Annotated in this window: 27 protein-coding genes and 3 pseudogenes; 22 read left to right on the top strand and 8 right to left on the bottom strand. The window is 50.3% G+C overall.

The features are described 5' to 3' along the window. Window positions 1–34 precede the first annotated feature (34 nt). The 8 genes and pseudogenes from O3W44_RS12945 to coaD all read left to right on the top strand — a co-directional run bounded on the left by O3W44_RS12945 (window position 35) and on the right by coaD (window position 7006). The gene (locus O3W44_RS12945) at window positions 35–934 is read left to right on the top strand and encodes an O-antigen ligase family protein (RefSeq protein WP_269293377.1); all 900 of its coding nucleotides are present in this window, start codon (window positions 35–37) and stop codon (window positions 932–934) included. Beyond that, on the top strand, window positions 931–1122 hold the full coding sequence (locus tag O3W44_RS12940) for a hypothetical protein (protein WP_269293376.1): 192 nt from the start codon (window positions 931–933) through the stop codon (window positions 1120–1122). The genes O3W44_RS12945 and O3W44_RS12940 overlap by 4 nt, the downstream gene beginning before the upstream one ends. Further along, a complete protein-coding gene (locus tag O3W44_RS12935) occupies window positions 1115–2110 on the top strand; it encodes a glycosyltransferase (RefSeq protein WP_269293375.1) in 996 nt (331 codons plus the stop codon). The genes O3W44_RS12940 and O3W44_RS12935 overlap by 8 nt, the downstream gene beginning before the upstream one ends. 73 nt (window positions 2111–2183) lie before the next feature. Further along, window positions 2184–3260, top strand: a complete 1077-nt coding sequence (gene rfaQ / locus O3W44_RS12930) for a putative lipopolysaccharide heptosyltransferase III (RefSeq protein WP_269293374.1) — start codon at window positions 2184–2186, stop codon at window positions 3258–3260. Next, a pseudogene (locus O3W44_RS12925) lies at window positions 3253–4385 on the top strand (glycosyltransferase family 4 protein). Before rfaQ ends, O3W44_RS12925 begins: the two are co-directional and overlap by 8 nt. A 92-nt stretch (window positions 4386–4477) precedes the next feature. Next, window positions 4478–5752 carry a lipid IV(A) 3-deoxy-D-manno-octulosonic acid transferase gene (waaA, locus tag O3W44_RS12920; protein ID WP_269293373.1) on the top strand — a complete coding sequence of 425 codons (1275 nt, stop codon included), beginning with the start codon at window positions 4478–4480 and terminating at the stop codon, window positions 5750–5752. Then, window positions 5752–6528 carry a glycosyltransferase family 2 protein gene (locus O3W44_RS12915; protein ID WP_269293372.1) on the top strand — a complete coding sequence of 259 codons (777 nt, stop codon included), beginning with the start codon at window positions 5752–5754 and terminating at the stop codon, window positions 6526–6528. Before waaA ends, O3W44_RS12915 begins: the two co-directional genes overlap by 1 nt. Then, a pseudogene (coaD, locus tag O3W44_RS12910) lies at window positions 6525–7006 on the top strand (pantetheine-phosphate adenylyltransferase). Before O3W44_RS12915 ends, coaD begins: the two are co-directional and overlap by 4 nt. Here the strand turns inward: coaD and mutM are convergent. The 4 genes from mutM to radC form a co-directional block, all read right to left on the bottom strand. Continuing rightward, complete coding sequence (gene mutM / locus O3W44_RS12905; protein ID WP_269293371.1) at window positions 7003–7812, bottom strand: bifunctional DNA-formamidopyrimidine glycosylase/DNA-(apurinic or apyrimidinic site) lyase; 810 nt, start codon at window positions 7810–7812, stop codon at window positions 7003–7005. The pseudogene coaD and the gene mutM overlap by 4 nt on opposite strands. 69 nt (window positions 7813–7881) lie before the next feature. Continuing rightward, on the bottom strand, window positions 7882–8049 hold the full coding sequence (rpmG, locus tag O3W44_RS12900; RefSeq protein WP_013094893.1) for a 50S ribosomal protein L33: 168 nt from the start codon (window positions 8047–8049) through the stop codon (window positions 7882–7884). Window positions 8050–8060: 11 nt separating this feature from the next. Then, window positions 8061–8297 carry a 50S ribosomal protein L28 gene (gene rpmB / locus O3W44_RS12895; protein WP_269293370.1) on the bottom strand — a complete coding sequence of 79 codons (237 nt, stop codon included), beginning with the start codon at window positions 8295–8297 and terminating at the stop codon, window positions 8061–8063. Window positions 8298–8537: 240 nt separating this feature from the next. After that, window positions 8538–9194 (bottom strand): RadC family protein, encoded by a 657-nt coding sequence (gene radC / locus O3W44_RS12890; RefSeq protein ID WP_269293369.1) that lies wholly within the window; start codon window positions 9192–9194, stop codon window positions 8538–8540. Window positions 9195–9378: 184 nt separating this feature from the next. On the opposite strand from radC, the gene coaBC reads away from it, so the two are divergent. The 3 genes from coaBC to slmA all read left to right on the top strand — a co-directional run bounded on the left by coaBC (window position 9379) and on the right by slmA (window position 11747). Beyond that, complete coding sequence (gene coaBC, locus O3W44_RS12885; RefSeq protein WP_269293368.1) at window positions 9379–10599, top strand: bifunctional phosphopantothenoylcysteine decarboxylase/phosphopantothenate--cysteine ligase CoaBC; 1221 nt, start codon at window positions 9379–9381, stop codon at window positions 10597–10599. Then, window positions 10577–11035: a dUTP diphosphatase gene (gene dut, locus O3W44_RS12880; RefSeq protein ID WP_269293367.1), complete on the top strand. Its 459-nt coding sequence runs from the start codon at window positions 10577–10579 to the stop codon at window positions 11033–11035. Before coaBC ends, dut begins: the two co-directional genes overlap by 23 nt. 130 nt (window positions 11036–11165) lie before the next feature. Further along, window positions 11166–11747, top strand: a complete 582-nt coding sequence (gene slmA / locus O3W44_RS12875) for a nucleoid occlusion factor SlmA (RefSeq protein WP_269294437.1) — start codon at window positions 11166–11168, stop codon at window positions 11745–11747. A 29-nt stretch (window positions 11748–11776) separates the two neighbouring features. Here slmA and pyrE read toward each other — a convergent pair whose 3' ends face one another. Next, entirely contained in the window at window positions 11777–12418 is a 642-nt protein-coding gene (gene pyrE / locus O3W44_RS12870) for an orotate phosphoribosyltransferase (RefSeq protein WP_269293366.1), read from the bottom strand. Between the two features lie 49 nt (window positions 12419–12467). Next, window positions 12468–13184 (bottom strand): ribonuclease PH, encoded by a 717-nt coding sequence (gene rph, locus O3W44_RS12865; protein WP_269293365.1) that lies wholly within the window; start codon window positions 13182–13184, stop codon window positions 12468–12470. A gap of 156 nt (window positions 13185–13340) precedes the next feature. On the opposite strand from rph, the gene O3W44_RS12860 reads away from it, so the two are divergent. Next, window positions 13341–14522 (top strand): NupC/NupG family nucleoside CNT transporter, encoded by a 1182-nt coding sequence (locus O3W44_RS12860; protein WP_269293364.1) that lies wholly within the window; start codon window positions 13341–13343, stop codon window positions 14520–14522. 34 nt (window positions 14523–14556) lie between these two features. Here O3W44_RS12860 and O3W44_RS12855 read toward each other — a convergent pair. Continuing rightward, window positions 14557–14981, bottom strand: a pseudogene (locus tag O3W44_RS12855) (DUF3574 domain-containing protein). 155 nt (window positions 14982–15136) lie between these two features. On the opposite strand from O3W44_RS12855, the gene O3W44_RS12850 reads away from it, so the two are divergent. The 7 genes from O3W44_RS12850 to O3W44_RS12820 all read left to right on the top strand — a co-directional run bounded on the left by O3W44_RS12850 (window position 15137) and on the right by O3W44_RS12820 (window position 21913). After that, window positions 15137–16000, top strand: a complete 864-nt coding sequence (locus O3W44_RS12850) for a YicC/YloC family endoribonuclease (protein ID WP_269293363.1) — start codon at window positions 15137–15139, stop codon at window positions 15998–16000. 472 nt (window positions 16001–16472) lie between these two features. Then, on the top strand, window positions 16473–17396 hold the full coding sequence (lpxP, locus tag O3W44_RS12845) for a kdo(2)-lipid IV(A) palmitoleoyltransferase (protein ID WP_269293362.1): 924 nt from the start codon (window positions 16473–16475) through the stop codon (window positions 17394–17396). Window positions 17397–17586: 190 nt separating this feature from the next. Continuing rightward, window positions 17587–18729 carry an alanine racemase gene (locus O3W44_RS12840; protein WP_269293361.1) on the top strand — a complete coding sequence of 381 codons (1143 nt, stop codon included), beginning with the start codon at window positions 17587–17589 and terminating at the stop codon, window positions 18727–18729. A gap of 136 nt (window positions 18730–18865) precedes the next feature. After that, the gene (locus O3W44_RS12835; protein ID WP_269293360.1) at window positions 18866–19261 is read left to right on the top strand and encodes a polyketide cyclase; all 396 of its coding nucleotides are present in this window, start codon (window positions 18866–18868) and stop codon (window positions 19259–19261) included. 433 nt (window positions 19262–19694) lie between these two features. Next, window positions 19695–19892, top strand: a complete 198-nt coding sequence (locus O3W44_RS12830; RefSeq protein ID WP_269293359.1) for a hypothetical protein — start codon at window positions 19695–19697, stop codon at window positions 19890–19892. Window positions 19893–20041: 149 nt separating this feature from the next. Next, entirely contained in the window at window positions 20042–20686 is a 645-nt protein-coding gene (locus O3W44_RS12825) for an oligosaccharide flippase family protein (RefSeq protein ID WP_269293358.1), read from the top strand. A gap of 609 nt (window positions 20687–21295) precedes the next feature. Then, window positions 21296–21913, top strand: a complete 618-nt coding sequence (locus O3W44_RS12820; protein ID WP_269293357.1) for a trimeric intracellular cation channel family protein — start codon at window positions 21296–21298, stop codon at window positions 21911–21913. On the opposite strand, the gene ligB is transcribed toward O3W44_RS12820, so the two are convergent. Further along, the gene (ligB, locus tag O3W44_RS12815) at window positions 21851–23599 is read right to left on the bottom strand and encodes an NAD-dependent DNA ligase LigB (RefSeq protein ID WP_269293356.1); all 1749 of its coding nucleotides are present in this window, start codon (window positions 23597–23599) and stop codon (window positions 21851–21853) included. The two genes, O3W44_RS12820 and ligB, sit on opposite strands and share 63 nt — an antisense overlap. A gap of 240 nt (window positions 23600–23839) precedes the next feature. Between ligB and gmk the strand changes: the two genes are divergently transcribed. The 3 genes from gmk to spoT are packed head-to-tail and all read left to right on the top strand — an operon-like array spanning window position 23840 to window position 26922. Continuing rightward, window positions 23840–24463, top strand: coding sequence for a guanylate kinase (gene gmk, locus O3W44_RS12810; protein WP_269294436.1), 624 nt, complete (start codon window positions 23840–23842; stop codon window positions 24461–24463). 54 nt (window positions 24464–24517) lie between these two features. Continuing rightward, a complete protein-coding gene (rpoZ, locus tag O3W44_RS12805; protein WP_003851346.1) occupies window positions 24518–24793 on the top strand; it encodes a DNA-directed RNA polymerase subunit omega in 276 nt (91 codons plus the stop codon). Between the two features lie 20 nt (window positions 24794–24813). Beyond that, on the top strand, window positions 24814–26922 hold the full coding sequence (spoT, locus tag O3W44_RS12800) for a bifunctional GTP diphosphokinase/guanosine-3',5'-bis pyrophosphate 3'-pyrophosphohydrolase (protein WP_269293355.1): 2109 nt from the start codon (window positions 24814–24816) through the stop codon (window positions 26920–26922). Window position 26923 lies beyond the last annotated feature (1 nt).

Raw genomic sequence — 26923 nt, 5'->3', positions numbered from 1 at the left:
GGCGTGATAAAAAAGTTTTTTTTACTGGATCCCGGTGCTGCTTTTACTGCTGGGACTCAGCAAATGGCTCTGGGCTACGCTGACAACGAATCATGATTTGCCGCTGATTGCTGAACATTATCGTGTCAGTGGTAAGCGAATGATATTAGGTGCATTTGTGCTTTATAGTATTCACCGTCTTAGCCCCCGGTGGAGATTTCTCCCGCGCCTGATTCAGGCTGGAACAGTGTTGCTGTGCGTTATGCTCATCGCTGCGACGGTAGTGGGTATTCACGATGTGATCACCACGGGCGAACGTCCGAAAATCAATTCGGATGCAGCCACTTCCGGTGCTTACATGTTTACGCTGCTGGCGCTGGTGACGCTTTGGTCCATCCGCAAGGCCTTTCCGCGCCACTATCCCGTGCCGTTTTTTCTGATACTGATTGTTTCTTTTATTTTATTAGGCGTCTCTGAAACCCGCTCGGCCATTCTGCTTTTTAGCCTGTTTTGTCTTGCTGCGATGATTCACCATATTGTGGTGTCACCCTGGCGTTCGCGCGTTATTTGGCTCAGCCTGTTTGCTGCCTTACTGCTGGTGGGCATGTTTAGCGCAGCCAAATATTCTGATCGCCTGTTTGATCGCGTTGAAACGGTGCAAACAGAAATTGAACAGTATCAGCAAGGCGATACCAGCACCTCGATTGGTGGTCGCGTGGGCATGTGGCAGGCGGGTCTCTGGGCGTTTATGCAGCATCCCCTGGGGCAGTCGGCAGATATGCGTAATCAGGAAGCTAAACACTGGCTTGATCGGCATCAGCCTGCCAACAACATTGCTTATTTGAATATTCAGTATCATACCCACAACGACATCGTCGAAAGTCTGTCACTGCAAGGCATCATGGGCGGCTTCGTGATGATCGCTTTTTTACCGCCTTACTGCTGGTGCCGTTGAGCGGGAAAAAACGCCACTATGAATGCTTACTGCTCGCCATTCCGGTGATCTATTTCAGTATGGGTGATTCACAGTTTTATAATCGCGAATCACCTTACTTTATTCTGTTAATTTGGGGCTATTTTGTGATGATGCGACACACTTCCGATTCGCTAATAACCAACGCGGCCAACACTTTCCATGACTGATCCGCACCAAAATCCGCTGCTCAGCATCATTACTCCGATGTATAACGCGGGCAGCATGTTTGATGAATTTATGCACGCTGTACTTGCGCAGACCCTCACCTCGCTGGAGATCATCATAGTTGATGATGGTTCAACCGATGGTTCCGGCGAACGGGCTGACGCCTACGCACAGCAGTATCCGCACGTTCATGTGATTCATCAGGAAAATGGCGGCGTATCACGAGCGCGTAATGCGGGATTAGCGATTGCGCGGGGTAAATATGTCACCTTCCCGGATGCGGATGACGCGATGAAACCAGAGATGTACCAAACGCTGGTCAGCATGGCTGAAGCTGATAGTCTGGACGCCGCACAATGTAATGCCGAGTGGTTTTTCAAAAGCACTCAACGTGTTAAACCTTTAATCCCTCTGGACAGACTACGCAGCACAGCCGTGCTTGGTGGCGCTGAGTGGTTAAGTACCGCACTGCAAACACGCCGCTATATGCACGTGGTGTGGCTGGGCATTTATCGCCGCGCAATCATTGAGGAACATCAGTTACTGTTCGAGCCAGGATTGCATCATCAGGATATTCCCTGGACTACTGAATTCATGCTGCTGGCGAAACGCGTGCGCTATACCGATGAAATTCTTTATCGCTATTACATGCATGATGCATCGATCAGTAACCGCAGACGCACCGGACAGCGCAATGTTGAGTATCAACGCCACTATTTAAAGATTGCTCGCCTGCTGGAGGAGATCAACAGGCGTTATCACGCCGTAGTAAAAATTTATCCTGCGTTTCATTATCAAATTACGCATGAGGCGCTTAGCGTGTGTCACAGCATACGCCGGGAACCTGATGCGGAAGCCCGCCAGGCGATGATTGCAGATGTTTTTTCCAGTCAAACGCATCGCCGTATGTTACGTAATGCCCGTGGCATAAAGCAGTGGTATCAATTGCTTCTTTGGCTTGGTCGCCTCTATCGCTGGCGTAACAAATAAGCGATGAGGCTGGCTTTAACCCCTTCAGGGTTTGCCCTACAATCGATTTATTAAAATGTGAGAACAATGGTTTATGGCAAGCCCGACTCCAGTAAACATCTCTCCGCACAATATTCTTTTAATCAAGCTGCGTCATCATGGCGACATGCTGCTTACTACGCCTGTTATCAATGCGCTTCGTCGACGCTACCCTCACGCCAGTATCGACGTTCTGCTTTATCAGGAGACGCGCCCGATGCTGGAAGCACACCCGGCAGTTCGCCGTCTGCACCTGATTGATCGAAAATGGAAAAATGAAGGCAGCTGGCGCAAATTCGCGCACGAACGTGCGCTGCTCGCTGATATCCGCGCTTGTCATTATGACTTAGTGATCAATCTGGCTGACCAGTGGCGGGCGGCAATGATCACGCTATTGTCCGGCGCGCCGCTGCGCATCGGGTTTGCTTATAAAAAACGCGATAATTTCGTTTGGCGACGTTGCCATAACCAGTTAGTTTCTACCGCTGACCACGGCAAACTGCATACCGTTGAACAAAACATGAGTGCGCTGGCACCGCTGGGCATTAGCCGCACCGATGCCCGTGCCTCAATGCATTACAGCGAAACCGACAAACAAAAAGTGTTGTCACTGCTGGCTGAAAACGCCGTTTCATCGCCGTTCATTGTGGTGCAACCGACGTCGCGCTGGGTATTTAAATGCTGGGAAGATGAAAAAGTGGCCGCCACTATTGATCAGCTTGCGCAAACAGGCCGCAAAGTGGTGCTGACCGCAGCGCCGGATAAAAAAGAGCTTCACATGATTGAGCATATTCAGTCGCTGTGCCAATCCTCGGATGTCGTCTCCTTTGCCGGAAAATTGTCTCTGCCGCAGCTTGCCGCACTGATCGATCAGGCTCACCTGTTTATTGGCGTCGATTCTGCGCCTATGCATATGGCGGCAGCGTTAGATACGCCGTGCATTGCGCTTTTCGGACCCACAAAGTTGCAGCACTGGCGTCCGTGGGGTGAAAACAACCAGGTTATCTGGGCTGGTGATTATGGGCCATTGCCCTCGCCCGACTCGATTGATACCAACACCGAACAACGTTTCCTTTCCGCCATTCCGGTTGAAGATGTGGTCGCCGCCGCAAGGAGCTATTTAAGTGAATAAATTACGCCTGGCGATCGTTCGTCAAAAATATCGCCCTGATGGCGGTGCCGAACGCTTTATCTCACGTGCGTTAGAAGCATTAGGCAGCGAACAACTGGAGCTGAATATTATTACCCGCAGTTGGCAAGGCACACCTAATCCTGACTGGCATCTGCACATTTGTAACCCGCCTAAACTGGGCCGCATTTCACGTGAGCGCGGCTTTGCTCATGCTGCGCGAGCCTGCTGGGAGCGGGAAAAATTTGATATTGTGCAAAGTCATGAGCGCATTGCCGGTTGTGATATTTTTCGTGCTGGTGATGGTGTGCATCGCGTCTGGCTGGAGCAGCGTGCGCGCATTGTTTCACCCTGGCAACGTTTAAGCGCCACGCTTAGTCCTTATCACCGCTATGTTTTGCGAGCGGAAGAAGAGATGTTCGAGGCACCCGCACTGAAGGCTGTTATCTGTAATTCTGAGATGGTGAAGCAAGATATTTTGCGCTGTTTCTCACTGGATGCCAGCAAAATTCATGTTATTCATAATGCTATCGACACCAGGCGTTTCCAGCCTGCCACTGAGGCTACGCGTCACGCTACCCGTCAGCAACTGAATCTGCCGGATAGCGCCACCGTGCTCATCTATGTCGGCTCCGGATTCGAGCGCAAAGGCTTAAAAGCGGCAATTGAGGCGTTAGCTAACAGCGATCGTTATCTGATCGTGGTTGGTCAGGATAAGCACTTACCGCGTTATCAACAACTGGCGAATCGTCTCAACTGCCTTGACCGTATCCGCTTTGTTGGTGTGCAACAGGATGTGCAGCCTTTTATCACGCAGCCGATGGCTTGCTGCTGCCTACGCTCTACGATCCCTTTCCAAACGTGGTCCTGGAAGCAATGGCCTGTGGCTTGCCGGTCATCACCAGCACCGGATGTGGCGGTGCAGAATTTATTACTGCTGGTCAGGAAGGATTCGTGTGTGATGCTTTAGATATCAAAGCGTTAAACCAGGCTCTCCTGGCGATCCCTGCACTTTCAGCTAATTCAGCGATGGGCGAGGCTGCGCGCCGCAGAATCGAGCCTTATAATCCGCAAAGACTGGCTCAGTCGCTTACCTCACTTTATCAACAGGTGCTGCAAACCAACTGACAAAGTGAGATGAGTGCGCTCAGGGTTTCTGATAACATGCCGCAATCTAACTTTATTGTATTTTTTGACGCCAACGTGTCGTAACGGTAACTATGACGACCATTTACACCGTATTGCTCTATCTTATACAGCCACTCATCTGGCTGCGCCTGTGGCTGCGTGGCCGTAAGGCACCGGCATATCGCAAGCGTTGGGCTGAGCGTTATGGCTATTGTGTCGGCAAAGTACAGCCTGACGGCATTGTGCTGCATTCTGTTTCCGTGGGTGAAACGTTAGCGGCTGTTCCCCTGGTACGTGCGCTGCGTCATCGCTATCCAACCCTGCCGATTACCGTAACAACCATGACGCCAACCGGCTCTGAACGTGCGCTTTCGGCTTTCGGCAAAGATGTCCATCACGTCTACCTGCCTTATGACTTACCCGGCGCCATTAATCGTTTCCTTGATACCGTCAATCCACGACTGGTCATCATTATGGAAACAGAGCTGTGGCCGAACATCATCCGCATCCTGCATCAGCGACAAATACCGCTGGTGATAGCGAATGCACGCCTGTCGGCGCGCTCAGCCAAAGGCTATCGCAAGCTGGGCAAATTTATGCGCCGGTTGCTGCAAAGCATCACGCTGATCGCTGCGCAGACCAATGAAGATGGTGACCGTTTTCTGGATCTTGGTCTGAAACGCTCGCATCTGGCGATTACCGGCAGCCTGAAATTTGATATTTCCGTTACGCCGGAACTGGCGGCCAGAGCGGTAACGCTGCGTCGCCAGTGGGCGCCGCGCCGTCCGGTATGGATTGCGACCAGCACCCATGAAGGTGAAGAAGCGATCGTACTGGATGCGCATCGTCGCCTGCTGAAGTCTTTTCCCGAGCTGCTGTTAATTTTGGTACCGCGACATCCGGAACGTTTTCAGGATGCGCAAGTGCTCACGCAAAAGCGCAACTTCAGCTTTATTCTGCGCAGCAGCGGTGAAATACCGTCCGGCTCAACTCAGGTCGTGATTGGCGATACGATGGGCGAATTAATGCTGCTCTACGGCATTGCCGATCTGGCGTTTGTCGGTGGCAGCCTGGTGGAGCGTGGCGGTCATAATCCGCTTGAACCAGCCGCACATGCGATTCCGGTACTGATGGGCCCACATATCTGGAACTTCAAGGATATTTGTAGCAAATTGCAGGAAGCACAGGGCCTGATTACGGTCACCGATGTGATTTCGCTGGAAAAAGAAGTCACTAACCTGCTGCAGGATGATGATTACCGCCGCTATTATGGCCGTCATGCGGTTGACGTTCTGCACCAGAATCAGGGTGCGTTACAGCGTCTGCTACAGTTACTCGAACCTCATTTACCCCCACGGGCCCATTAATGCCAACACGCCAACGTCTTTCGGTGGTAATGATCGCCAAAAACGAAGCGGAACTGTTGCCAGAGTCTCTCGCCTCTGTTCGCTGGGCCGACGAGATTATTGTGCTGGATTCAGGCAGTTCAGATAACAGCGTTCAGATTGCTCGTGAAGCGGGTGCTCAGGTATATCACGCTGAGAACTGGCCAGGTTATGGCAAACAACGCCAGCGGGCGCAAAGTTTTGCCAGCCATGAAATGATTTTGATGATCGATGCCGATGAGCGCGTTACGCCAGCACTGCGCGCCGCCATTGAACATGTCTTAAACGCCCCACCCAGCCCCACTGTTTACAGCCTGAGCCGCAGCAATCTGTTTCTTGGCCGCTTTATGCGCCATAGTGGTTGGTATCCGGATCGCGTGATGCGCCTGTACCCACGCACCTTAAGCTACAACGACAACCTGGTTCATGAATCACTGAATACCCAGGGAGCGCCCGTTCAGGTGCTAAAAGGCGATCTGCAACATTTAACCTGCCGCGACCTTATCGCTTTTCAGCGTAAGCAGTTAGCCTATGCTGAAGCCTGGGCACAGGAACGTTATCAGCGTGGTAAACGTTGCGGGTTAGTCTCGATTTTTAGTCACACGCTGGGCGCTTTTATAAAAACGCTGCTGCTCCGGGCCGGTTTTCTTGATGGGAAACAAGGCTGGATTCTGGCAGTCGTGAATGCGCAATATACGTTCAACAAATATTCGGCGCTTTGGGCGCTCAATCACTCCACGGCAAAAGGGCGCGTATGAGTACTAAAGCCATTTATCCCGGAACCTTTGATCCTGTCACGCTGGGCCATCTTGATATTGTTACGCGTGCGACGCAGATGTTTGATCACCTGATCGTTGCCGTTGCAGCAAGTCCAGGTAAAAAACCGATGTTCAGCCTGGATGAGCGTGTTGCGCTGGCGCAGCAGGTAACGGCACATTTGCCTAATGTTAGTGTGATCGGATTTAGCGATTTAATGGCGAATTTTGCGCGAACGCAGCAGGCTAATGTGCTGATACGGGGATTACGTGCAGTGTCTGACTTTGAATATGAGCTGCAACTGGCACACATGAACCGTCATCTGCTGCCTACGCTGGAAAGTGTGTTCCTGATGCCATCTGAAGGTTTTTCTTTGTTTCCTCTTCATTGGTAAAAGAAGTGGCGCGTCACGGCGGCGATGTCACCGCTTTTCTGCCCGCGCCAGTCCATCAGGCCTTACAGGCTAAACTCGCGAATTAACGCTGGCAATTCGGGCACCAGTAGGTGCTGCGCTGCCCGTGCTTACCGCTAACAATCGGTGTGCCACAGGCGCGGCACGGTTCTCCCGCCCGGCCATATACCTGCAATTGCTGCGCAAAGTAACCTGGCTTGCCATCACTCTGTAAGAAGTCACGTAAGGTGGTGCCGCCTTGCTCTATTGAACGCAGCAATACGGCTTTAATCGTAGTCACCAGCAGTTCAGCTTCTTCTCTGGTCAGACTCATTGTGGGTCGATCAGGCAAGATCCCGGCAGTGAACAGGGATTCGCTCGCATAAATATTGCCGACGCCGACCACCACTTTATTATCCATCAGCCACTGTTTAATTACGGTGCGCTTACCGCGCGATTTTTCATACAGGTAAGCACCATCAAACACATCGCTGAGCGGCTCCGGGCCAAGATGCGCAAGTACACTGCTGCCCGCTAAATCACTGCTCCATAGCCAGGCACCGAAGCGGCGCGGGTCGGTATAGCGCAGCACTTTGCCATTACTCATCACTAAATCAACATGGTCATGTTTGGCTGCAGGTAACTCTTCCGATAACACGCGCAGACTGCCGGACATACCAAGATGAATAATTATCCAGCCGTGTGGTAGCTCCACCAGCAGATATTTAGCACGGCGCTGAACGCTGAGAACTGGCTGATCGCTCAGCGCAAGGATTTCCTGTGAAACCGGCCAGCGCAGGCGCGCATTACGCACAATGGCGTGCAGGATAGTTTCTCCCACCAGATGCGGTTCAATACCGCGGCGACTGGTTTCCACCTCAGGTAACTCTGGCATAACCTCTCCTCAGCGTATGTCACAAACAAAAAACCCGGCCGAAGCCGGGTTTTTAGCAGAACACCAAAATTATTTAATTTTGGCTTCTTTATACATTACATGCTGACGTACAACCGGATCGAACTTTTTCAGTTCCAGTTTCTCTGGTTTAGTACGTTTGTTCTTCGTGGTGGTATAGAAGTGACCTGTACCAGCAGAGGAAACCAGCTTGATCTTCTCACGAATACCTTTAGCCATGATTCAGTTCCTTAGTACTTCTCACCACGGGCACGCAGATCGGCCAGAACCGTATCAATGCCCTTTTTATCAATAATACGCATACCTTTTACAGATACACGCAGAGTAACGAAGCGCTTCTCGCTCTCAACCCAAAAACGGTGTGAGTGCAGGTTCGGAAGGAAACGGCGTTTCGTCGCGTTCATTGCGTGGGAACGGTTGTTACCGGTCACCGGACGCTTTCCAGTTACCTGGCAGACTCGTGACATGTCTATTCTCCAAAAATCAAATCAGCTCGAGCTTTAAAAATTAGGTTTTGGCCGCCTCGTCAGGCTTGCAGCCCGCCAGGCGAGTTCCATGGAACCCGCTAAGCTGGCCTAACCGCCAAACCCGAGATTCTCAAAGGTGGCGTAGTATACGCCGCTCGGCGCAAGTGCTCAAGTCCCGAACAGATAAAGATCCCGAATGATCGTGTAAAAAGCCGCCACCTGGCACGCTTTAGCCCCTGTTTACAGCCATCCACGCTCGGCAAAAGAGACATATTCCCCATGACCAATCACCAGATGATCGAGTAAACGAATATTCATCAGGCGGCAGGCTTCGCCAATTTTAAGCGTAATATCGCAGTCTGCTTTGCTCGGCTCTGCCATGCCGGAAGGGTGATTGTGCGCCAGGATTAATGCCGCAGCATTCACTTTTAACGCCTCACGGACGATCTCGCGTGGATGAACCTCAACGCTGCTAATCGTGCCGGAAAACATCTTTTGCGCCAGCAGAACGCGATGCTGATTATCCAGAAACAGCGCCATAAAAATTTCCCGCTCCTGATGCGCCAGCAGGCTTTGAAGGTAGTGCCGTGTGATTTTAGGATTCTCCATCACACTTTCACGTGCCAGCTGGCTGGCAAAAAAACGTTTTGCCAGCTCCGCAATCGCGTGTAGCTGCGCCAGCTTAGCGTCGCCAACCCCTTTGATTTTGCTATATGCCGCTTTTTTGGCTGTCATGAGAGAGTAAAGCGAGTCGAACTCTTGCAGCAGTTGATGAGCCAGCGCCATAACGTTGTGTCCCGCCGAACCGGTGCGCAGAAAAATGGCCAGTAACTCCGCATCACTTAGTTTCTCAGCGCCCATTTGCTGTAATTTTTCCCGTGGTGACATACTTTCCATCGTCATTCTCCCTTGAGCACCCGCTATCCTGATCAATCTCATCATGCATCGCCAGCGACACGGTTACATTTTACGAGACGGCTCGCAAACCACAGGGAGTGAAAAAGGGATGACGGCGTTTTATGGTAAAGTTCATCCATTGTGTCGCATCAGAAGCGGCAGACAGCTTTGAGAGGTCAACAACATGATGGGATTAGCCGGTAAAAAGATTCTTTTAGGTGTCAGCGGCGGCATTGCAGCTTATAAAACGCCTGAGCTGGTTCGCCGTCTGCGCGATCGTGGCGCTGAAGTCCGTGTGATGATGACCGAAGGAGCAAAAGCGTTTATTACACCGCTCAGCCTACAGGCCGTTTCTGGCTATCCGGTGCTTGATGATCTGCTCGACCCAGCCGCCGAAGCCGCGATGGGCCATATTGAACTGGCTAAGTGGGCTGACTTAATCGTACTGGCTCCCGCCACAGCCGATCTCATTGCCCGCGTCACGGCAGGTATGGCGAATGATTTAGTCACAACGGCTTGTCTCGCTACCGCCGCCCCGATTGCTGTGGTTCCAGCCATGAATCAACAGATGTACCGCGCTGCCATTACGCAACAAAATCTGCAAACTTTGCATGCGCGTGGCCTGTTGGTTTGGGGCCCGGATAGCGGTAGTCAGGCCTGTGGCGATGTTGGCCCAGGTCGTATGCTCGACCCGTTGACCATTGTTGACCACGCGGTGCAGTGGGCATCACCCGTAAAGGATCTGCAACATCTCAATATTATGATTACCGCTGGACCTACCCGGGAATCGCTGGACCCGGTGCGCTACATCACTAATCACAGCTCCGGAAAAATGGGCTTTGCTATTGCATCCGCCGCAGCCCGACGCGGTGCAAACGTTACGCTGATCGCCGGGCCGGTTACGCTGCCAACGCCTGCCGATATAAAACGCATTGATGTCACCAGTGCGCTAGAGATGCAGTCGGCAGTGATGGCGGAGATAAATAAACAACATATTTTCATTGCAAGCGCAGCCGTGGCAGACTACCGGGCAGCCGAAATTGCGGCCGAAAAAATAAAAAAACAGGGCGACGATGATAACGTCACGCTCCAGTTAATAAAGAATCCCGATATTGTTGCCGGTGTCGCCGCATTGCAGAAAGGACGGCCTTTTGTGGTTGGATTTGCTGCTGAAACCCAGAATGTGGAAGAATACGCCCGGCAAAAACGGGTGCGCAAAAATCTGGACCTAATCTGCGCGAACGACGTTGCTAAAGCCGGACAAGGGTTTAACAGCGACACCAATGCTCTTCACCTTTTTTGGCAGGACGGAGAAAAACGCTTACCGCTCAACGATAAGTCACTCCTTGGCCAACAGTTATTAGACGAGATTGTCAGCCGTTATGATGAAAAAAATAGACGTTAAAATTCTTGATGCGCGTATCGGGAAGGCGTTTCCGCTGCCGACTTACGCAACCTCGGGTTCCGCTGGGTTAGATTTACGTGCCTGTATTGATGATGCCTTAGAAATCACTCCAGGTACCACGACGTTAGTGCCAACCGGCCTGGCGATTCACATTGCCGATTCGAGCCTGGCGGCCGTAATCCTGCCGCGCTCAGGCCTGGGCCATAAACACGGTATCGTTCTGGGTAATCTGGTTGGTCTGATTGATTCAGACTATCAGGGCCAGTTGATGGTATCGGTCTGGAACCGTGGTCAGGAAAGCTTCACGCTGCAACCGGGCGACCGTATGGCGCAACTGGTCTTCGTACCGGTTGTTCAGGCTGAATTCAATCTGGTGGATGAGTTTGACACCAGCTTGCGCGGTGAAGGTGGCTTTGGTCACTCAGGCCGTCAGTAACTCACGCTACCGATTCTTACTTACGCCAGCTTATTTCTCATCGCCATGAGACGCTTTCTCGTGGCAGATGCGTAGGTATTGCCTGTTTATGGTGGATTTCAGGGGTCTTTAAAATCATGGCAGAAAAAAAATCGCGAAACGGAATCGTCGCGAAGAGATTTTGCAGGCACTGGCGCAGATGCTGGAGTCAAGTGATGGCAGCCAGCGTATTACTACCGCTAAACTGGCGGCGAGTGTTGGCGTGTCTGAAGCAGCGTTATATCGCCACTTTCCCAGCAAAACGCGTATGTTCGACAGCCTGATCGAATTTATCGAAGACAGTCTGATTACCCGCATCAATCTGATCCTTAAAGATGAGAAAGAGACGATGGCGCGCCTGCGTCTTATCGTGCAACTGATCCTGGGATTTGGTGAGCGTAATCCAGGGCTGACGCGCATTTTAACCGGACATGCATTGATGTTCGAACAGGACCGTTTGCAGGGCCGTATTAATCAGCTTTTTGAGCGTATTGAAGTTCAGCTGCGACAGGTCATGCGCGAGCGCAAAATGCGTGAAGGTGAAGGCTTTCAAACTGACGATACGCTATTAGCCAGCCAGCTAATTGCACTCTGTGAAGGATTACTGGCGCGTTATGTTCGTTCTGAGTTTCGTTTCCGTCCTACTGCTGACTTTGACGCCCGCTGGCCACTCATTGCCGCCCAGCTGATTTAATAATAAGGCGGGTAACCCCCGCCTTATATTTAAATACCGTAGGCTTTTTGATAAGCGCGAACCTGCGCTAAGTGATCGGCCATTTCCGGCTTCTCTTCCAGATAGGCAATCAAATCTGTCAGCGTGATAATAGCGGTGACTGTGCATTTATAATCACGTTCCACTTCCTGAATAGCGGAGATATCACCGCGTCCACGCTCTTGACGATCCAGAGAAATCAACACGCCAGCCAGCGTTGCGTTGTGCGCACTGATAATGTCCATTGATTCACGAATGGCGGTTCCGGCGGTAATCACATCATCGACCAACATCACGCGGCCTTGCAGCGGGCTACCCACCAGCAAACCGCCCTCTCCATGGTCTTTGGCTTCTTTACGATTGAAGCAGTAAGGCACGTCGCGGTCATGATGGTCGGCCAGCGCCACAGCGGTTGTTGTGGCAATAGGAATACCTTTGTATGCCGGACCAAACAGCAAATCGAAGTCCACGCCACCATCTACCAGCGCCTGCGCGTAGAAGCGTCCCAGCAGGGCTAAATCCCGTCCACTATTAAACAGACCGGCGTTAAAGAAATAGGGACTTTTACGCCCTGACTTTAAAGTGAACTCACCAAATTTCAGCACCTGCTTGTTCAGGGCGAATTCAATAAACTGACGCTGCCAGGCTTTCATTTCTCACTCCTCAAATAAAGAAAAGGCGACTCTGTGGTCGCCTGTTACATCAATTTTCCAGTGCGGCTTTTTGCGCCTGAATTAATTCATCGATGCCGCCACGGGCCAATGCCAGCAGCGCCAGTAATTCATCATGGCTGAACGGTTCACCTTCGGCGGTGCCCTGCACCTCGATCATGCGACCATCTTCCATCATCACTACATTCATATCCGTTTCGGCAGCGGAATCTTCAACGTATTCCAAATCGCACAACGCTTCGCCGTTAACGATGCCCACAGAAATGGCCGCCACCATGCCTTTCATCGGGTTAGCTTTCAGTTTGCCGTCAGCAACCAGCTTATTAAGCGCATCGGCTAACGCCACACAGGCACCCGTGATTGATGCCGTTCGCGTACCGCCATCAGCCTGAATAACGTCACAGTCGAGCGTAATGGTGAATTCACCCAACGCTTTAAGATCGACTGCGGCGCGCAGTGAGCGGGCAATGAGACGCTGAATTTCCAGTGTACGGCCACCCTGTTTACCTTTGGCGGCTTCACGCGCCATGCGGCTGTGCGTTGAGCGCGGCAGCATGCCATATTCGGCGGTGACCCAGCCCTGGCCTTGCCCTTTAAGGAAACGCGGAACGCCTTCGTCCACCGTGGCAGTGCAGAGCACTTTGGTTTCACCGAATTCCACCAGAACGGAACCTTCAGCATGTTTGGTGTAATTGCGGGTCAATGTGACGGGGCGCACCTGCTGTGCGCTACGGCCTGCTGGACGCATGGTAATCTCCGGCTTGCTAATGATTGGCTGCGCATTATACGGACTTACTTGTCTGCTGTCTCTTGCTGCGGCCTGCCACATTGCGGGATGAAATTACTCTCCGACTGTGGCTAAATGCGCCCTCCTTTCACATGTCTCTTTTAATGAATAAAAAATATGGCAGCCATTCTTCATTTTCTGCTGGCGCTGGTGGTGATTTTTGCCCTTGCGTTGTTGGTCAGTCACGACCCTAAACAGATTCGTCTTCGTTTTATTATTCAACTGATCGTGGCAGAAGCCGCACTGGGTTGGTTTTTCCTGCACTCAGCCAGCGGCCTGGCTCTGGTGGGTTTAGTGGGGCATTTCTTCGAAAGCCTGCTGGGTTTTGCGGCACAAGGCACAGAGTTTGTTTTCGGTGGTATGCATAAACAAGGCCTCGCCTTTATTTTTCTTGGCGTGCTGTGCCCGATTGTCTTTATCTCGGCGCTGATCGGCATTTTGCAACACTGGCGCATCCTGCCGCTGCTTATTCGTCTGGTGGGAACGCTGCTGTCTAAGGTCAACGGTATGGGCAAACTGGAATCTTTTAACGCCGTCAGCACGCTGATTCTTGGCCAGTCAGAAAACTTTATCGCTTATAAAGGCATTCTCGGTGATATTCCGGCTAAACGGCTTTACACCATGGCTGCTACTGCCATGTCGACCGTATCGCTCTCTATCGTCGGCGCCTATATGTCGATGATTGATGCTAAATATGTCGTTGCGGCGCTGCTGCTTAATATGTTCAGCACCTTCATTATTCTTTCAATTATCAATCCCGGTAAGGATACGACGCAGGAAATTGTGCTGGATAAGCTGCATGAAGATCAAAGCTTCTTTGAGATGCTCGGTGAATACATCCTGGCTGGCTTCAAAGTCGCCATGATCATCTTAGCGATGCTGATTGGTTTTATTGCGTTGATTGCCGCAGTGAATGCCCTGTTCGCCGCCCTGTTTGGCTATAGCTTCCAGCAGTTGCTTGGCTATCTCTTTTATCCCTTTGCCTGGCTGATTGGTATTCCAGCCGCTGATGCATTGCAGGCGGGCAGCATTATGGCAACGAAGCTGGTCGCCAACGAATTTGTGGCAATGATTGAACTGCAAAAAGTGGCGATGAATATGAGTCCACGCGGTTTAGGCATTCTGTCAGTCTTTCTGGTTTCCTTCGCTAACTTTGCGTCAATTGGTATTGTCGCCGGTGCGATTAAAGGCCTGAACGAACAGCAGGGTAATGTGGTTTCACGCTTCGGCTGGAAACTGGTGTATGGCTCGACGCTGGTTAGTCTGCTCTCGGCGGCGTTTGCCGGACTTTTTATCTGAGCAGGACGGCGGCAAAACAGGCCGCCATTTTTATTTAAAACCCTACGCACGCTGGCGCATCGACACGCATTACGGACTCCTGACTAAAGCGTTTTTTATAGAGCGTGCGTAACTCTTCTATGGCGGCATTGCTTTGTGCATCAATACCGTGAATCAGCAACAAAGCTTTACTGTTCTCACGCACCAGTTGCCCGTTTCCCCCAGCCACTGACCTTTCGCATCATAAACCGACAAACCCTTTTTAAAGCGCGGAGTGACTTCTGTATCGATGAAATTCATCCAGTCGAGAGAGCTTACTGTGCCGCCTTGCGGTTTACTGAGCCCAAACCACAGTGTTGTTTGTATCATTACGTCACCACCGGCACAGATCGGCTGTGGTCTGGTTGGCGGTGCGGGTGGCGACTGGCAGCCTGCCAGTAACAAGGCCAGCGCAAAAGGAAAGGTAATCACGCGAAACATGCGTACTCCTCGCAAAGTGAACCAGTCGTTATCATAGGTGCCTGTTGCTCAAAGCGGAAATGATTCGTTATCTGCATTGATACGCGCTTACGCCTGTTATGCGCTCGCCTGCCTCGCTATACTTGCCCCAATCTTTCTGAAAATGAGTATCGCTTATGATCCGCAGTATGACCGCTTATGCCCGCCGCGAAGCTAAAGGCGAATGGGGCAGCGCCGCCTGGGAGCTGCGTTCTGTTAACCAACGCTATCTGGAAACTTATATCCGTTTGCCGGAGCAATTTCGCAGCCTGGAGCCGGTGATCCGCGAGCGTATTCGTCAGCGCCTGACCCGCGGCAAGATAGAGTGCAATCTGCGTTTTGACGCCGATCCCAGTGCGCAAGGCGAGTTAATGCTGAATGAAACGCTGGCCAAACAGTTGGTACAGGCAGCTAACTGGGTGAAAATGCAAAGCGATGAAGGCGCCATCAATCCAATGGATATTTTGCGCTGGCCAGGCGTAATGTCAGCGCAAGAACAAGATCTTGATGCAATCAATACCGTGTTGCTTCAGGCGCTGGACGCTGCACTGGATGATTTTATCATCGCACGCGAAACTGAAGGCACGGCACTCAAGTCACTGATTGAGCAGCGCCTGGAAGGTGTGTCACAGGAAGTCAGTAAAGTGCGCGCCCGTATGCCAGAAATACTTAAATGGCAGCGTGAACGTCTGGTGGCGAAGTTAGAAGATGCCGACGTGCAGCTTGAAAACAATCGCCTCGAACAAGAGCTGGTGATGATGGCGCAGCGTATTGATGTGGCGGAAGAGCTTGATCGCCTGGATGCGCACGTTAAAGAGACCTATAACATTCTGAAGAAAAAAGAAGCGGTAGGTCGTCGCCTTGATTTTATGATGCAGGAATTTAACCGCGAGTCGAATACGCTGGCATCAAAATCCATAAATGCTGACATCACTGCTTCCGCTATCGAATTGAAAGTACTGATTGAGCAGATGCGTGAGCAGATCCAGAATATCGAGTAAACACCTCCACTCACTGGCCCCAGCAATGGGGCTTTTTTATCGCCTTCTGCATCGTCTGTTTTTCGCCTGTCCATTGCTGCGTTCAGATCAAAGATTTCCGCTTTTGCTTACTTTAACATCTCACTGATTGTCAGTTTAAAGCCGCTTTTTCAGTGTTCCGGTAAAGAGTACGTAAGAAAAAGTGAAAATTAATTTCCAGAAAGATCTCAGGCGATAATTATTTTTGCGGTTTTCCACCTTGCGGTTTCGCTTAACTCCTTGTTAAAAGTGATTTTTGTTTTTGTCGTGTGGTTTTTTAAATCAGACAAGGCGTTATCCATGAATCTGCTCAATCCTGTAGATTCTGGAGTTTACCTTTCTTTAAACGCACTATTTGATAAAGTGCTGGTCGAATAGAGTACAGCTGTACCGCCTGGGAACTTATGGAAGTGCTTCTTATGCGATACATCCATTTATCCCATGAAGGTTGGTAATGAAAAACACCGGACAATTTAGCACCTCGTTGCTGTATCCGCGTTATTGGTTCACCTGGTTTGGCCTCGCTGTTCTTTGGCTGTTGGTCCAGCTTCCCTATCCACTCTTAATCCGCCTCGGCGCTGGTGCCGGCAAACTCTCACGTCATTTTTTACAGCGTCGTGAACGTATTACCCGTCGTAATATCGAACTTTGTTTTCCAGGCATCAGCGAAGAAGAAACAGAGCGAATGATTGCGGGTAATTTCGCCTCGCTTGGCATGGCGCTGGCTGAAACCGGCATTGCCTGGTTTTGGTCCGATCGTGCGGTAAGACGCCTTTTTAACGTTTCCGGTCTCGCTAACTTGCATTCCGCGCAAAATGAAAAGCGCGGTGTAATGCTGATTGGCGTACATTTTATGTCGCTGGAACTGGGTGGCCGCATCAGCGGTTTATGCCAGCCGATGATGGCGATGTATCGTCCGCATAACAATCGCGCGATGGAATATGTACAAACCAAAGGTCGTATGCGTTCCAATAAAGCGATGATTGACCGCCGCGATCTGCGTGGCATGGTCAATGCGCTTAAACAAGGTGAATCGGTGTGGTTCGCGCCTGATCAAGACTATGGCCCGAAGGGCAGCACTTTTGCGCCACTGTTCGCTGTAGAAAAAGCGGCTACCACTAACGGCACTTTTGTTCTTTCACGACTGGCTAAACCCGCGATGATTCCCATCGTGTTGATTCGTAATCCAGATAATGATGGCTATCAGCTGATCATTGAACCGGTGCTAGAAAATTATCCTCACAATGATGAATCTGCCGCCGCGGCTTATATGAATAAAGTGATAGAGAATCAAATCCTGCGTGCACCGGAGCAATACCTTTGGCTGCATCGGCGCTTTAAAACCCGCCCGCCAGGCGAAGCCCCTCTCTACGTCTAATCATCAAGCAGGCCTCGCGCCTGCTTTTTTCGCCTTTTGTTTCGAGACTCAGCGAAACAGGCGCTTATCTGAACTGGCTGGTCTTTGCTGGTGCGGATGTCAACCAACGTGATGGCATCGAAAGCCAACTGGCATCTGTCTAAAAATTGGTGAATGATGGCGCTTTCATAAGCTACCGCAGGAATCTCGCATGGATATGAATAGCGAAGCCAACTGGCAGCGTCCTCTTTTTGACGATCGTCTGACGCCTTATATCGAAATTGATGCACAGCGCCTCGAACACAACCTGCAGCGTATGCAGAAAAGAGCCAACGAAGCGGGCGTTGCGTTGCGCCCCCATATTAAAACGCATAAAAGTGTGTGGATTGCCCGTCGTCAGCGAGAACTGGGCGCAAAAGGAATTACTGTTTCAAAACCGAGCGAGGGTATCAGTTTTATACGGGGCGGAGAGCGCGATTTACTGCTGGCTTATCCTGTCGTACAGGCAAAGAGTATTACTGAGCTTCTACGCCAGGCGGCATATCATTGCGCAAAAATCACCCTGATTGCTGATGCGCTGCATGGCGTAACGGCAATTGCTGAAGCACAGCGTCTGCAGCCAGATTGTGAGCTGGCGGTCGCTATTAAAGTCGATGTCGGATTACACCGAGTGGGCGTCAATCCAGATAGCGATGATGCATTAATCCTCGCACAGGCATTGAAAAAAGAGAGCCTGCCATTTGCCGGTTTGGTCTCACACGCGGGGCACGCCTATGGTGCAGGAAATCTCTCTGCCATTAGCGTAATAGCCGGGCAGGAAGCTCAGCTGATGCAATCTCTGCAACACAGGCTGCATGAGGCTGGCTTCAATTTTTGTCCCGTGTCGGTGGGATCAACCCCAACTGCGCTGGCAGCGCAAGTGCCTCCTGGTATTGATGAAATCCGTCCAGGAAATTATGCGCTACTTGATCTTACTGCCTGCCGCCTGGGTTTGAGCCAGGTCGACGAGCTGGCACTCAGCGTCATCACGCGCGTGGTTGCGGTCAATGAACATTTTGCTATCGTTGATGCCGGTTCAAAAATGTTGAGCTCAGATAAGGGTCCGCACGGCACCAATGCCAGCGGTTTTGGTGTTGCCGTCGATGAGCATGGCAATACTTTCGACGTCAGTAAACTGTCAGAAGAGCATGGATTTTTGATTTATCAAGGTAATGCACCGCGCATTGGCAGCCTGTTGCGTATCTTTCCTAACCATAGCTGTGCCGTTATGGCGCAATCAGACAGTTTTGTTTTACGTCATGCTGATGGGCACGCTGAAACTGAACCGGTGTCTGCACGCGGTAACTTTAACTGATTTCACTCTACGGGCAGCGCCTGTGTCTGCCCGTACCCGATGCGAAACTGTATCTGGCCCACACTTCTGTTGGCAGAGCGTTTTACCCTCCTGCGCCCCATGCTTTAATCAATTTTTGTTCCCGTCAGGAGGTAACATGCTGTCCTCTCATACTTTAAGCATAACCATTGCCCGCAACTGGCTCGATCTTTATGAAACCATTTGGAAACCAGAATTTTTCCCAAAATGGGCGTCCGGCTTGAGCAGCAGTACACTGGAGCCTGAAGGCAATCACTGGCGAGCACGTGGGCCAGAGGGAAGCGTAAAAATTCGTTTCTCCCCTCATAATCCCTTTGGCGTAATGGATCACTGGATTGATACCGGGTCAGGCAAAGAGATTTATATGCCAATGCGGGTCATTGCTAATGAACAAGGTGCCGAGGTGTTGATCACCGTTTACCGTCAGCGCCTGATGTCTGACGAAAAATTCGCTAAAGATATTGAATGGGTTAAACGTGATCTTGCTCAACTCAATACAAAGCTTACCAAATAATTTCAATAAGTTACCTAAAAAAGACAGACTTTATTAATTGCTGGAAGATAGTAAAAAATTTATATTTTTTATCTCATCGAAAGCATAAACGTTCTCTCAGGATATGCATGACACAATGCACCATTACAGAAATTATGCTTAAGCATAAAGGCCAGAAAAATCCTGGCTTTTATGTGATGAAAAAGGCTTGTTGTGGCTGATTTAGAACTGTTTTTTTGATACTGAGATAATATCCCCTAAATTTTTAAATATTAACCTCAACAAACATTAATAAACCCCTATTTAAAAAATTAACTATTCCCATGCAAAAATTGAATCCATTATTTCCTGAGTTTGTCTTATCAGATTTTTCTCATGGTGTTAATTTAAACAAAACACGGTATAAATCGTCTCACACACAGCAATACCCATAATAACTACAGCAGGGAAAATAATGGATCGCTCAACTTATCCTTTGTTATCAGAAAAAGAGTTCGTTGAGATAGCCGGAAGGATACTGGCTGGAGAATATACAACCACAACAGGATTTATGCATGATTTGGCGCTCTTTTTGCTCACAGCAGGAGATTCAGCCATTACACGAGAAAGTGAATATTCCAGAGATATTTATTTTTTTCTGAACACCATTTAATTGAATCGATAATAACATGGCAAGCCTGGAAGGGCATTTCAGGACTTCGGCCGGAAAAATTGCACTGACTTACCGTGTAACAACAATCACAGCTTGATGTTGCACAACGTATCAATTTGCACTGGTACATGTACCATAACGAGCATAATATGGCGATACGAGAAAGAAATCTGACTGACGCAAAATGGTCTGTTCTCTCATCAATAAAAATTATTGGCATTGGCGTGCTGCAACTCTCTTTACTAGCACAAATTTTGCAGGCGAATGAATTAAACCTGCTAGCCATTGCCGTTATTGGTTTATTAGCTATCGACACACTGGCGGATCGCGGGTTCTCGAATTCGCTAATTCGACATCGCATGCTTTCCATTAACGATCTTTCCATGTTGTATTGGGGAAATGTGTTATTGGGTATTCTAATCTGTGCTGCATTGTTCCTTAGCAGCGACTTGCTGAGTAGCACCTTTAATCAGCCTGAACTGGCAGTAATGGTAGAAATGGTTTCAGTCATTTTTATTATTATTCCACAAGGCCAGCATTATCGCGCCATATTACAGCGAGAGAAACAATATACGCGCATTGCGTTTACTGAAACGTCGTCAGTATTAGCAGGCCTCGGCGTAACATTATTTACAGTTTGGTTAACACCATCGGTATTATGCGCAATTTGGGGTTACCTGGCGATGGCATCAATCAGGATGCTGATATATTGCTATTACGGTCGTTCATGGTTCCAACCTGAATACCGTTTCAACCTGAAAACATTCACTCAAATTCGCGCAAGACACGTATAACAATAAATCTGTATGGTGGGCTCTGGGCATCTGAAACGATGCGTTCGCGTGCTGTTAATCAGCACGCTTTTTTCTTTTCTGTGCTTCCCGCAATAAAACCCATGCTTCCATCTCCCAACTCCCCTTTTTTATATATCATCGGTGTGTGTAAAATGGCTTTCACTGTCGCGGTAACGCATCGATATTTTATTTAATGAAGTTTGTCCGCACTGACATTCTCTTCAATGAGCGTCCCGGTTGTTATAATTTTCAGTGCGTTTTTCACGCACCAACCTACAAAAAGTATCCCGCTCTTTTGTCCAGCCCGTGTTTTTGATTTCAACGCTTAACCACGCCAGTATGAATAGCAGACTCGTTGTAGGCATCTCTAACATTTGAACTGCCATGCTTACTTAAGTGCTATTCGTTCCCTGCTACCGGCTGAGACCATAATCGAATAAAATTACCTTATGCGAAAAAGCCTTAAAGATAAATTATCGCATTGATAATAAAAGAATTTATAAACGCAGCAATGAGCATTTTCACTTCTGTTAACTAAGGGATAGAAAATCTCAGTAGTGGTTACGCGCTTAACAACGTAGCCTTGCCACCGACTTTCTGGAGCCTGATATGTTACTTACCGTTCTCTATATTATTGGTATCACCGCCGAAGCCATGACCGGCGCACTTGCCGCTGGCCGACGCAAAATGGATCTGTTTGGTGTCATTATTATTGCTTCCGTAACGGCAATTGGCGGAGGGTCAGTACGCGATATCCTGCTGGGACATTATCCGCTCGGCTGGGTAAAACATCCCGAATACGTCATGATCGTCGCTGCTGCTGCCGTTGTGACTACCGTCGTTGCGCCATTAATGACCCATCTGCGTAAGGTATTCCTGGTGTTGGATGCGCTCGGTCTGGTGGTTTTTTCTATTATTGGTGCCCAGGTTGCTTTGAGCAGTGGGCACGCCATGATTATCGCCGCTATTAGCGCAGTGATTACCGGCGTGTTTGGCGGTGTACTACGCGACATGTTCTGTAATCGTATCCCGCTGGTGTTTCAGAAAGAGCTCTATGCTGGCATTGCCTTTGCCTCTGGCTGGATGTATATCCTGCTGTTAAAAACGCCGCTGGCACACGAAGCAGTCATTACTATTACGTTATTATTTGGTTTTCTTGCTCGCTTACTGGCGCTGCGTTTCCGTCTCGGCTTGCCTGTTTTTAATTACCCTCACCCCGAGCACTGATGGGATAGCAGGAATATTTTGCTGCTGCAAAAAAGTGATCAGTCTACGCAAATGTTCATCCTGCAACTGATGAACAATACGCTGCGCTGAGACCTTACCTACGCCGGGTAGCGTCTGCCATGTTTGTGCATCGCGTTGCAATAGGGTATCCCAGTTTTTATCGGTCAACGCATTCAAGGCCTTACGCGGTAGTGGAAGTCCCAGAGCAGCGATCCAGCGGCGCAGTGGCTGTTGTCGCGTCAGATTGAAACTATGCCAAAGCTGCTGCGCCCGCGCCGGTGAAATGCCCGCAGCCGCCGCGATCTGTTCAACGGAGAGAGTTAGCCAGGAAAATAAATGTGCCATCTCTGGAATTTCAAGCAGCCGTAGCCATGTGCTGCGCTGTACGCCGGGAATATTCAGCACTGATTTTTGACTCAGCCAGCTCAGCCTCGCTAATAGCTGTCTTTGACACTCTGCCTCCAGATAATAACAACTGGTTGGCGTAAAGCGTTCCTCATCAGGTATGAGTGGATAGTGACGCTCTTTCACTCGCCAGATAACACGCTCCAGACGAGGAATACCTTGTCCTGCCAGACTGATCGTAATCTGGTCGCCTGCAATAATATCGTGCTCACGCCAGCTACGTAACGACCCCAGGTTTACCCGCCTGACCGTTTTATCATCCAACTGAACCGGTTGTAGGTTGAGCACCACACTAATCTTGCCGGTTCGCCCGATTGAAAAATTGACTGATAAAACTTCTGTGCTGGCTTCAGGCGGCTGATATTTCCAGGCAGCAGCCCAGTGTCCTTCTCCGGGTAACCAGTTTTTTCCTGCCGGGCGGGAAGCCTGGTGAATAACCACCCCATCAGTCACGAAAGGAAGCGGCGCACGAAACCAACGTTCACGCCAGCCAGCAACGTCCTCCTCATCTTTGACGCTTTTACTCCACTCTCCGGCCAGACCAAATCCCCATTGCGTCAGTTGATGCAGCTGAGCGGCCATATCAGCAGGCCCGTCTGGCCAGCCCCAAATAAACACGCCAATATGAGGTAATAACGGACTTGTTTGCTTACTCATCATCGCACCCGCAACCTGCGCTCGCGCATTTTTACCGCCCGCGCGGGCCTGATAATGACCGTTCATCATCAAAAACAGCTCACCTTGCAGAACCACTTCATTTTGTTTGCTTTCGATAGTGAGGGGTATGGCGGGAATACCCGCCGCCTTTTTCAACCACTCTTCACCGCGCAAACCATCACCGCGGCTGATCAGTGAAACCAGTTTGCCGTGGCGATAAACCAGCGTTACCGCTACGCCATCAACTTTGGGCTGTACCCAGAGGTCATCACGGCTCTGCATCCAGTAAGCCACAGCCAGTTTATTGGGCAGTTTTTTTACCCCCGTATGCGCGACGGGATGTAACTGCTCACCACCGGAAGGTAAGTGCGGCTCATCATCCAGGGCGGCTGTTCTGAAGCAGTGCAGCCATTGCGTAAGCCGCAGTTGCAGGCTGTCATAATCTGTATCCGCAATCTGGCTACTGCCTTGTTGGTAGTAAGCATTATCCCAGTGTCGTAATTGCTGTTGCAGCTGATTAATTTCGTTATCAGCACGCTGAGGTGTCCAGGGGGGACACACCGCGCCTTTTGCCTGACAGAGCGTTGCCAGCAGAGCCAAAACTATCGCGAATATCCCTTTCATCTTTACTCTCCTGATGATTTTGGGTCATTCCACCCTTTTATCTTTAATTCAACCAGTTACGTTTGTGAAAGATGGAAGGTACTCTGCAAGCGTTTTTTCAGCGTTACATTGTTCAACACCTTTTTGCGCCCCGCTGCGCAAAAGTTTTCCTCCTGCCGCTGCGCAAACGCTGCGTGCACGCGGGAAGCTGTGTATACTGTGCAGGAAATCGACTCCGCTATTATTCAATTCAAAAAAACCATGGCTCAAGGCACGCTCTATATTGTTTCCGCCCCCAGTGGCGCAGGTAAATCCAGCCTGATTCAGGCACTGTTGAAGACACAGCCGCTTTACGATACACAGGTGTCAGTTTCTCATACCACTCGCGGTATGCGTCCGGGCGAAGCGCACGGTGAGCACTACTATTTTGTTGAAAAGCATGAATTTGAGCAGATGATTGCCGACGATGCTTTTCTCGAACATGCGAAAGTTTTCGACAACTATTACGGGACTTCGCGTAAAGCAATTGAGCAGGTTCTTGCTACCGGCGTGGATGTATTTCTTGATATTGACTGGCAAGGCGCGCAGCAAATTCGCGCAAAAATGCCTAACGCACGCAGTATCTTTGTATTGCCTCCATCGAAAGATGAGCTGGACCGCCGCCTACGTGGCCGAGGTCAGGATAGTGAAGAGGTGATTACGCGCCGTATGGCACAGGCGGTGGCTGAAATGAGCCATTACGCCGAATACGACTATTTAATTGTGAATGATGATTTTGATCTGGCGTTGTCCGATCTTAAAACCATTATTCGTGCAGAGCGTCTGCGTATGGCCCGTCAAAAGGCGCGCCATGATGCTTTAATCAGCAAACTATTGGCAGTCTGAATACAGTTTCAGTATGATGCCCAGTCATTTCTTCATCTGTGGAGTAGCACACCTATGGCACGCGTAACCGTTCAGGACGCAGTAGAAAAAGTTGGTAATCGTTTTGACCTGGTGTTGGTCGCTGCACGTCGTGCACGTCAGATGCAGGTAGGCGGCAAAGATCCGCTGGTTCCGGAAGAGAACGATAAACCAACCGTTATCGCACTGCGCGAAATCGAAGAAGGTTTGGTCACGAATCAGATTTTAGATGTCCGTGACCGTCAGGAGCAGCAAGAGCAGGAAGCCGCTGAATTACAAGCCGTTACCGCTATCGCTGAAGGCCGTCGTTAACAGCAAGCTGCAGGTCACCCTTGTATCTGTTTGAAAGCCTCAATCAACTGATTGAAAAATACTTGCCAGAGGAGCAAATCAAGCGCCTCCAGCAAGCATACCTTGTTGCACGTGATGCCCACGAGGGACAGACACGCTCCAGCGGCGAGCCTTATATCACCCATCCGGTTGCTGTAGCCTGTATTCTGGCTGAAATGAAGCTCGACCATGAAACACTCATGGCCGCGCTGCTTCATGATGTTATTGAAGATACGCCTGCAACTTATCAGGATATGGAACAGCTCTTCGGTAAGAGCGTTGCCGAGCTGGTGGAAGGCGTTTCGAAGCTGGATAAGCTGAAGTTCCGCGACAAGAAAGAGGCGCAGGCAGAGAACTTCCGCAAGATGATAATGGCGATGGTGCAGGATATCCGCGTCATTCTCATCAAGCTGGCTGACCGCACCCACAACATGCGCACGCTGGGCTCATTACGTCCGGATAAACGTCGCCGCATCGCGCTGGAAACCCTGGAGATTTACAGCCCGCTGGCCCACCGTCTGGGTATTCATCACCTTAAAACCGAACTGGAAGAATTGGGTTTCGAAGCCCTGTATCCGAATCGCTATCGGGTGATTAAAGAGGTAGTCAAAGCGGCGCGCGGTAACCGTAAAGAGATGATCCAGAAAATCCTTTCTGAGATCGATGGCCGTTTGCAGGAAGCCGGCATTCCCTGCCGGGTTAGCGGTCGCGAAAAGCATCTTTATTCGATCTACCGCAAAATGCACCTGAAAGAGCAGCGTTTTCACTCGATCATGGATATTTACGCTTTCCGCGTTATCGTGAAAGATTTGGATACCTGTTATCGCGTACTGGGTCAGATGCACAGTTTGTATAAACCGCGTCCGGGCCGCGTTAAAGATTATATCGCCATCCCCAAAGCTAACGGCTATCAGTCGCTGCACACTTCGATGATCGGCCCACACGGCGTACCGGTTGAGGTGCAGATCCGTACCGAAGATATGGATCAGATGGCAGAAATGGGGGTCGCCGCGCACTGGGCTTATAAACAGGCGGGCGAAAGTGGCACCACCGCGCAAATCCGCGCTCAGCGTTGGCTGCAAAGCCTGCTGGAGTTGCAACAAAGCGCAGGCAGTTCGTTTGAATTTATTGAGAGCGTGAAGTCAGATCTGTTCCCGGATGAGATCTACGTTTTCACGCCAGAAGGCCGTATTGTCGAACTTCCCACCGGTGCGACACCCGTGGACTTCGCGTATGCAGTGCATACCGATATCGGCCATGCCTGTGTTGGCGCTCGCGTCGATCGTCAACCTTATCCGCTCTCACAGCCGTTGAGTAGCGGTCAAACCATCGAAATCATCACTGCGCCAGGCGCTCGCCCTAATGCGGCCTGGCTTAACTTTGTCGTCAGCTCAAAAGCGCGTGCGAAGATTCGTCAATTACTGAAGAACCTTAAGCGTGAAGATTCCGTGAATCTGGGACGTCGTTTGTTGAGTCATGCGTTGGGCGGCAGTCGTAAGCTGGCAGAAGTGCCTGTTGAGAACATCAAGCATGAGCTTGATCGGATGAAACTCACCTCACTGGACGATCTGCTGGCAGAAATCGGCCTCGGCAATGCTATGAGCGTGGTGGTGGCGAAAAATCTGACGCAGTCAGGTACGACACCGTTAACCAACAGCAAACGTGGTAAAAAATTGCCCATCAAAGGTGCCGATGGCGTATTGATCACCTTTGCTAAATGTTGCCGCCCCATTCCTGGCGACCCGATTGTGGCTCACGTCAGTCCAGGTAAGGGCTTAGTGGTTCACCACGAGTCTTGTCGAAATATTCGCGGCTACCAGAAAGAGCCAGAAAAATTCATGCCGGTAGAGTGGGATAAAGTGACCGAGCAGGAATTTGTTGCTGAGATTAAAGTCGATATGTTTAACCATCAGGGTGCGCTGGCAAACCTGACAGCAGCAATTAACACCGCCGGTTCAAATATTCAGAGCCTGAATACGGAAGAGCGTGATGGCCGCGTTTATAGCGCCTTTATCCGCCTGACCGCGCGCGATCGCGTCCATCTGGCTAATATCATGCGGAAAATTCGTGTGATGCCGGACGTAATCAAAGTTCACCGTAACCGTAATTAGT

The organism is Pantoea sp. LMR881, assembly GCF_027157825.1.
GTDB classification, from domain to species: domain Bacteria; phylum Pseudomonadota; class Gammaproteobacteria; order Enterobacterales; family Enterobacteriaceae; genus Pantoea; species Pantoea haifensis.
This window is presented reverse-complemented; position numbering and strand designations above follow the sequence as displayed.

Excerpts from the sequence above, each read along its gene's own strand:
- O3W44_RS12935 (WP_269293375.1), top strand. The coding sequence starts at position 1,115 with ATGACTGATCCGCACCAAAATCCGCTGCTCAGCATCATTACTCCGATG.
- rfaQ (WP_269293374.1), top strand. The coding sequence starts at position 2,184 with ATGGCAAGCCCGACTCCAGTAAACATCTCTCCGCACAATATTCTTTTA.
- waaA (WP_269293373.1), top strand. The coding sequence starts at position 4,478 with ATGACGACCATTTACACCGTATTGCTCTATCTTATACAGCCACTCATC.
- O3W44_RS12915 (WP_269293372.1), top strand. The coding sequence starts at position 5,752 with ATGCCAACACGCCAACGTCTTTCGGTGGTAATGATCGCCAAAAACGAA.
- mutM (WP_269293371.1), bottom strand. The coding sequence starts at position 7,812 with ATGCCAGAGTTACCTGAGGTGGAAACCAGTCGCCGCGGTATTGAACCG.
- rpmG (WP_013094893.1), bottom strand. The coding sequence starts at position 8,049 with ATGGCTAAAGGTATTCGTGAGAAGATCAAGCTGGTTTCCTCTGCTGGT.
- rpmB (WP_269293370.1), bottom strand. The coding sequence starts at position 8,297 with ATGTCACGAGTCTGCCAGGTAACTGGAAAGCGTCCGGTGACCGGTAAC.
- radC (WP_269293369.1), bottom strand. The coding sequence starts at position 9,194 with ATGGAAAGTATGTCACCACGGGAAAAATTACAGCAAATGGGCGCTGAG.
- coaBC (WP_269293368.1), top strand. The coding sequence starts at position 9,379 with ATGATGGGATTAGCCGGTAAAAAGATTCTTTTAGGTGTCAGCGGCGGC.
- dut (WP_269293367.1), top strand. The coding sequence starts at position 10,577 with ATGATGAAAAAAATAGACGTTAAAATTCTTGATGCGCGTATCGGGAAG.
- pyrE (WP_269293366.1), bottom strand. The coding sequence starts at position 12,418 with ATGAAAGCCTGGCAGCGTCAGTTTATTGAATTCGCCCTGAACAAGCAG.
- rph (WP_269293365.1), bottom strand. The coding sequence starts at position 13,184 with ATGCGTCCAGCAGGCCGTAGCGCACAGCAGGTGCGCCCCGTCACATTG.
- O3W44_RS12860 (WP_269293364.1), top strand. The coding sequence starts at position 13,341 with ATGGCAGCCATTCTTCATTTTCTGCTGGCGCTGGTGGTGATTTTTGCC.
- O3W44_RS12850 (WP_269293363.1), top strand. The coding sequence starts at position 15,137 with ATGATCCGCAGTATGACCGCTTATGCCCGCCGCGAAGCTAAAGGCGAA.
- lpxP (WP_269293362.1), top strand. The coding sequence starts at position 16,473 with ATGAAAAACACCGGACAATTTAGCACCTCGTTGCTGTATCCGCGTTAT.
- O3W44_RS12840 (WP_269293361.1), top strand. The coding sequence starts at position 17,587 with ATGGATATGAATAGCGAAGCCAACTGGCAGCGTCCTCTTTTTGACGAT.
- O3W44_RS12835 (WP_269293360.1), top strand. The coding sequence starts at position 18,866 with ATGCTGTCCTCTCATACTTTAAGCATAACCATTGCCCGCAACTGGCTC.
- O3W44_RS12830 (WP_269293359.1), top strand. The coding sequence starts at position 19,695 with ATGGATCGCTCAACTTATCCTTTGTTATCAGAAAAAGAGTTCGTTGAG.
- O3W44_RS12825 (WP_269293358.1), top strand. The coding sequence starts at position 20,042 with ATGGCGATACGAGAAAGAAATCTGACTGACGCAAAATGGTCTGTTCTC.
- O3W44_RS12820 (WP_269293357.1), top strand. The coding sequence starts at position 21,296 with ATGTTACTTACCGTTCTCTATATTATTGGTATCACCGCCGAAGCCATG.
- ligB (WP_269293356.1), bottom strand. The coding sequence starts at position 23,599 with ATGAAAGGGATATTCGCGATAGTTTTGGCTCTGCTGGCAACGCTCTGT.
- gmk (WP_269294436.1), top strand. The coding sequence starts at position 23,840 with ATGGCTCAAGGCACGCTCTATATTGTTTCCGCCCCCAGTGGCGCAGGT.
- rpoZ (WP_003851346.1), top strand. The coding sequence starts at position 24,518 with ATGGCACGCGTAACCGTTCAGGACGCAGTAGAAAAAGTTGGTAATCGT.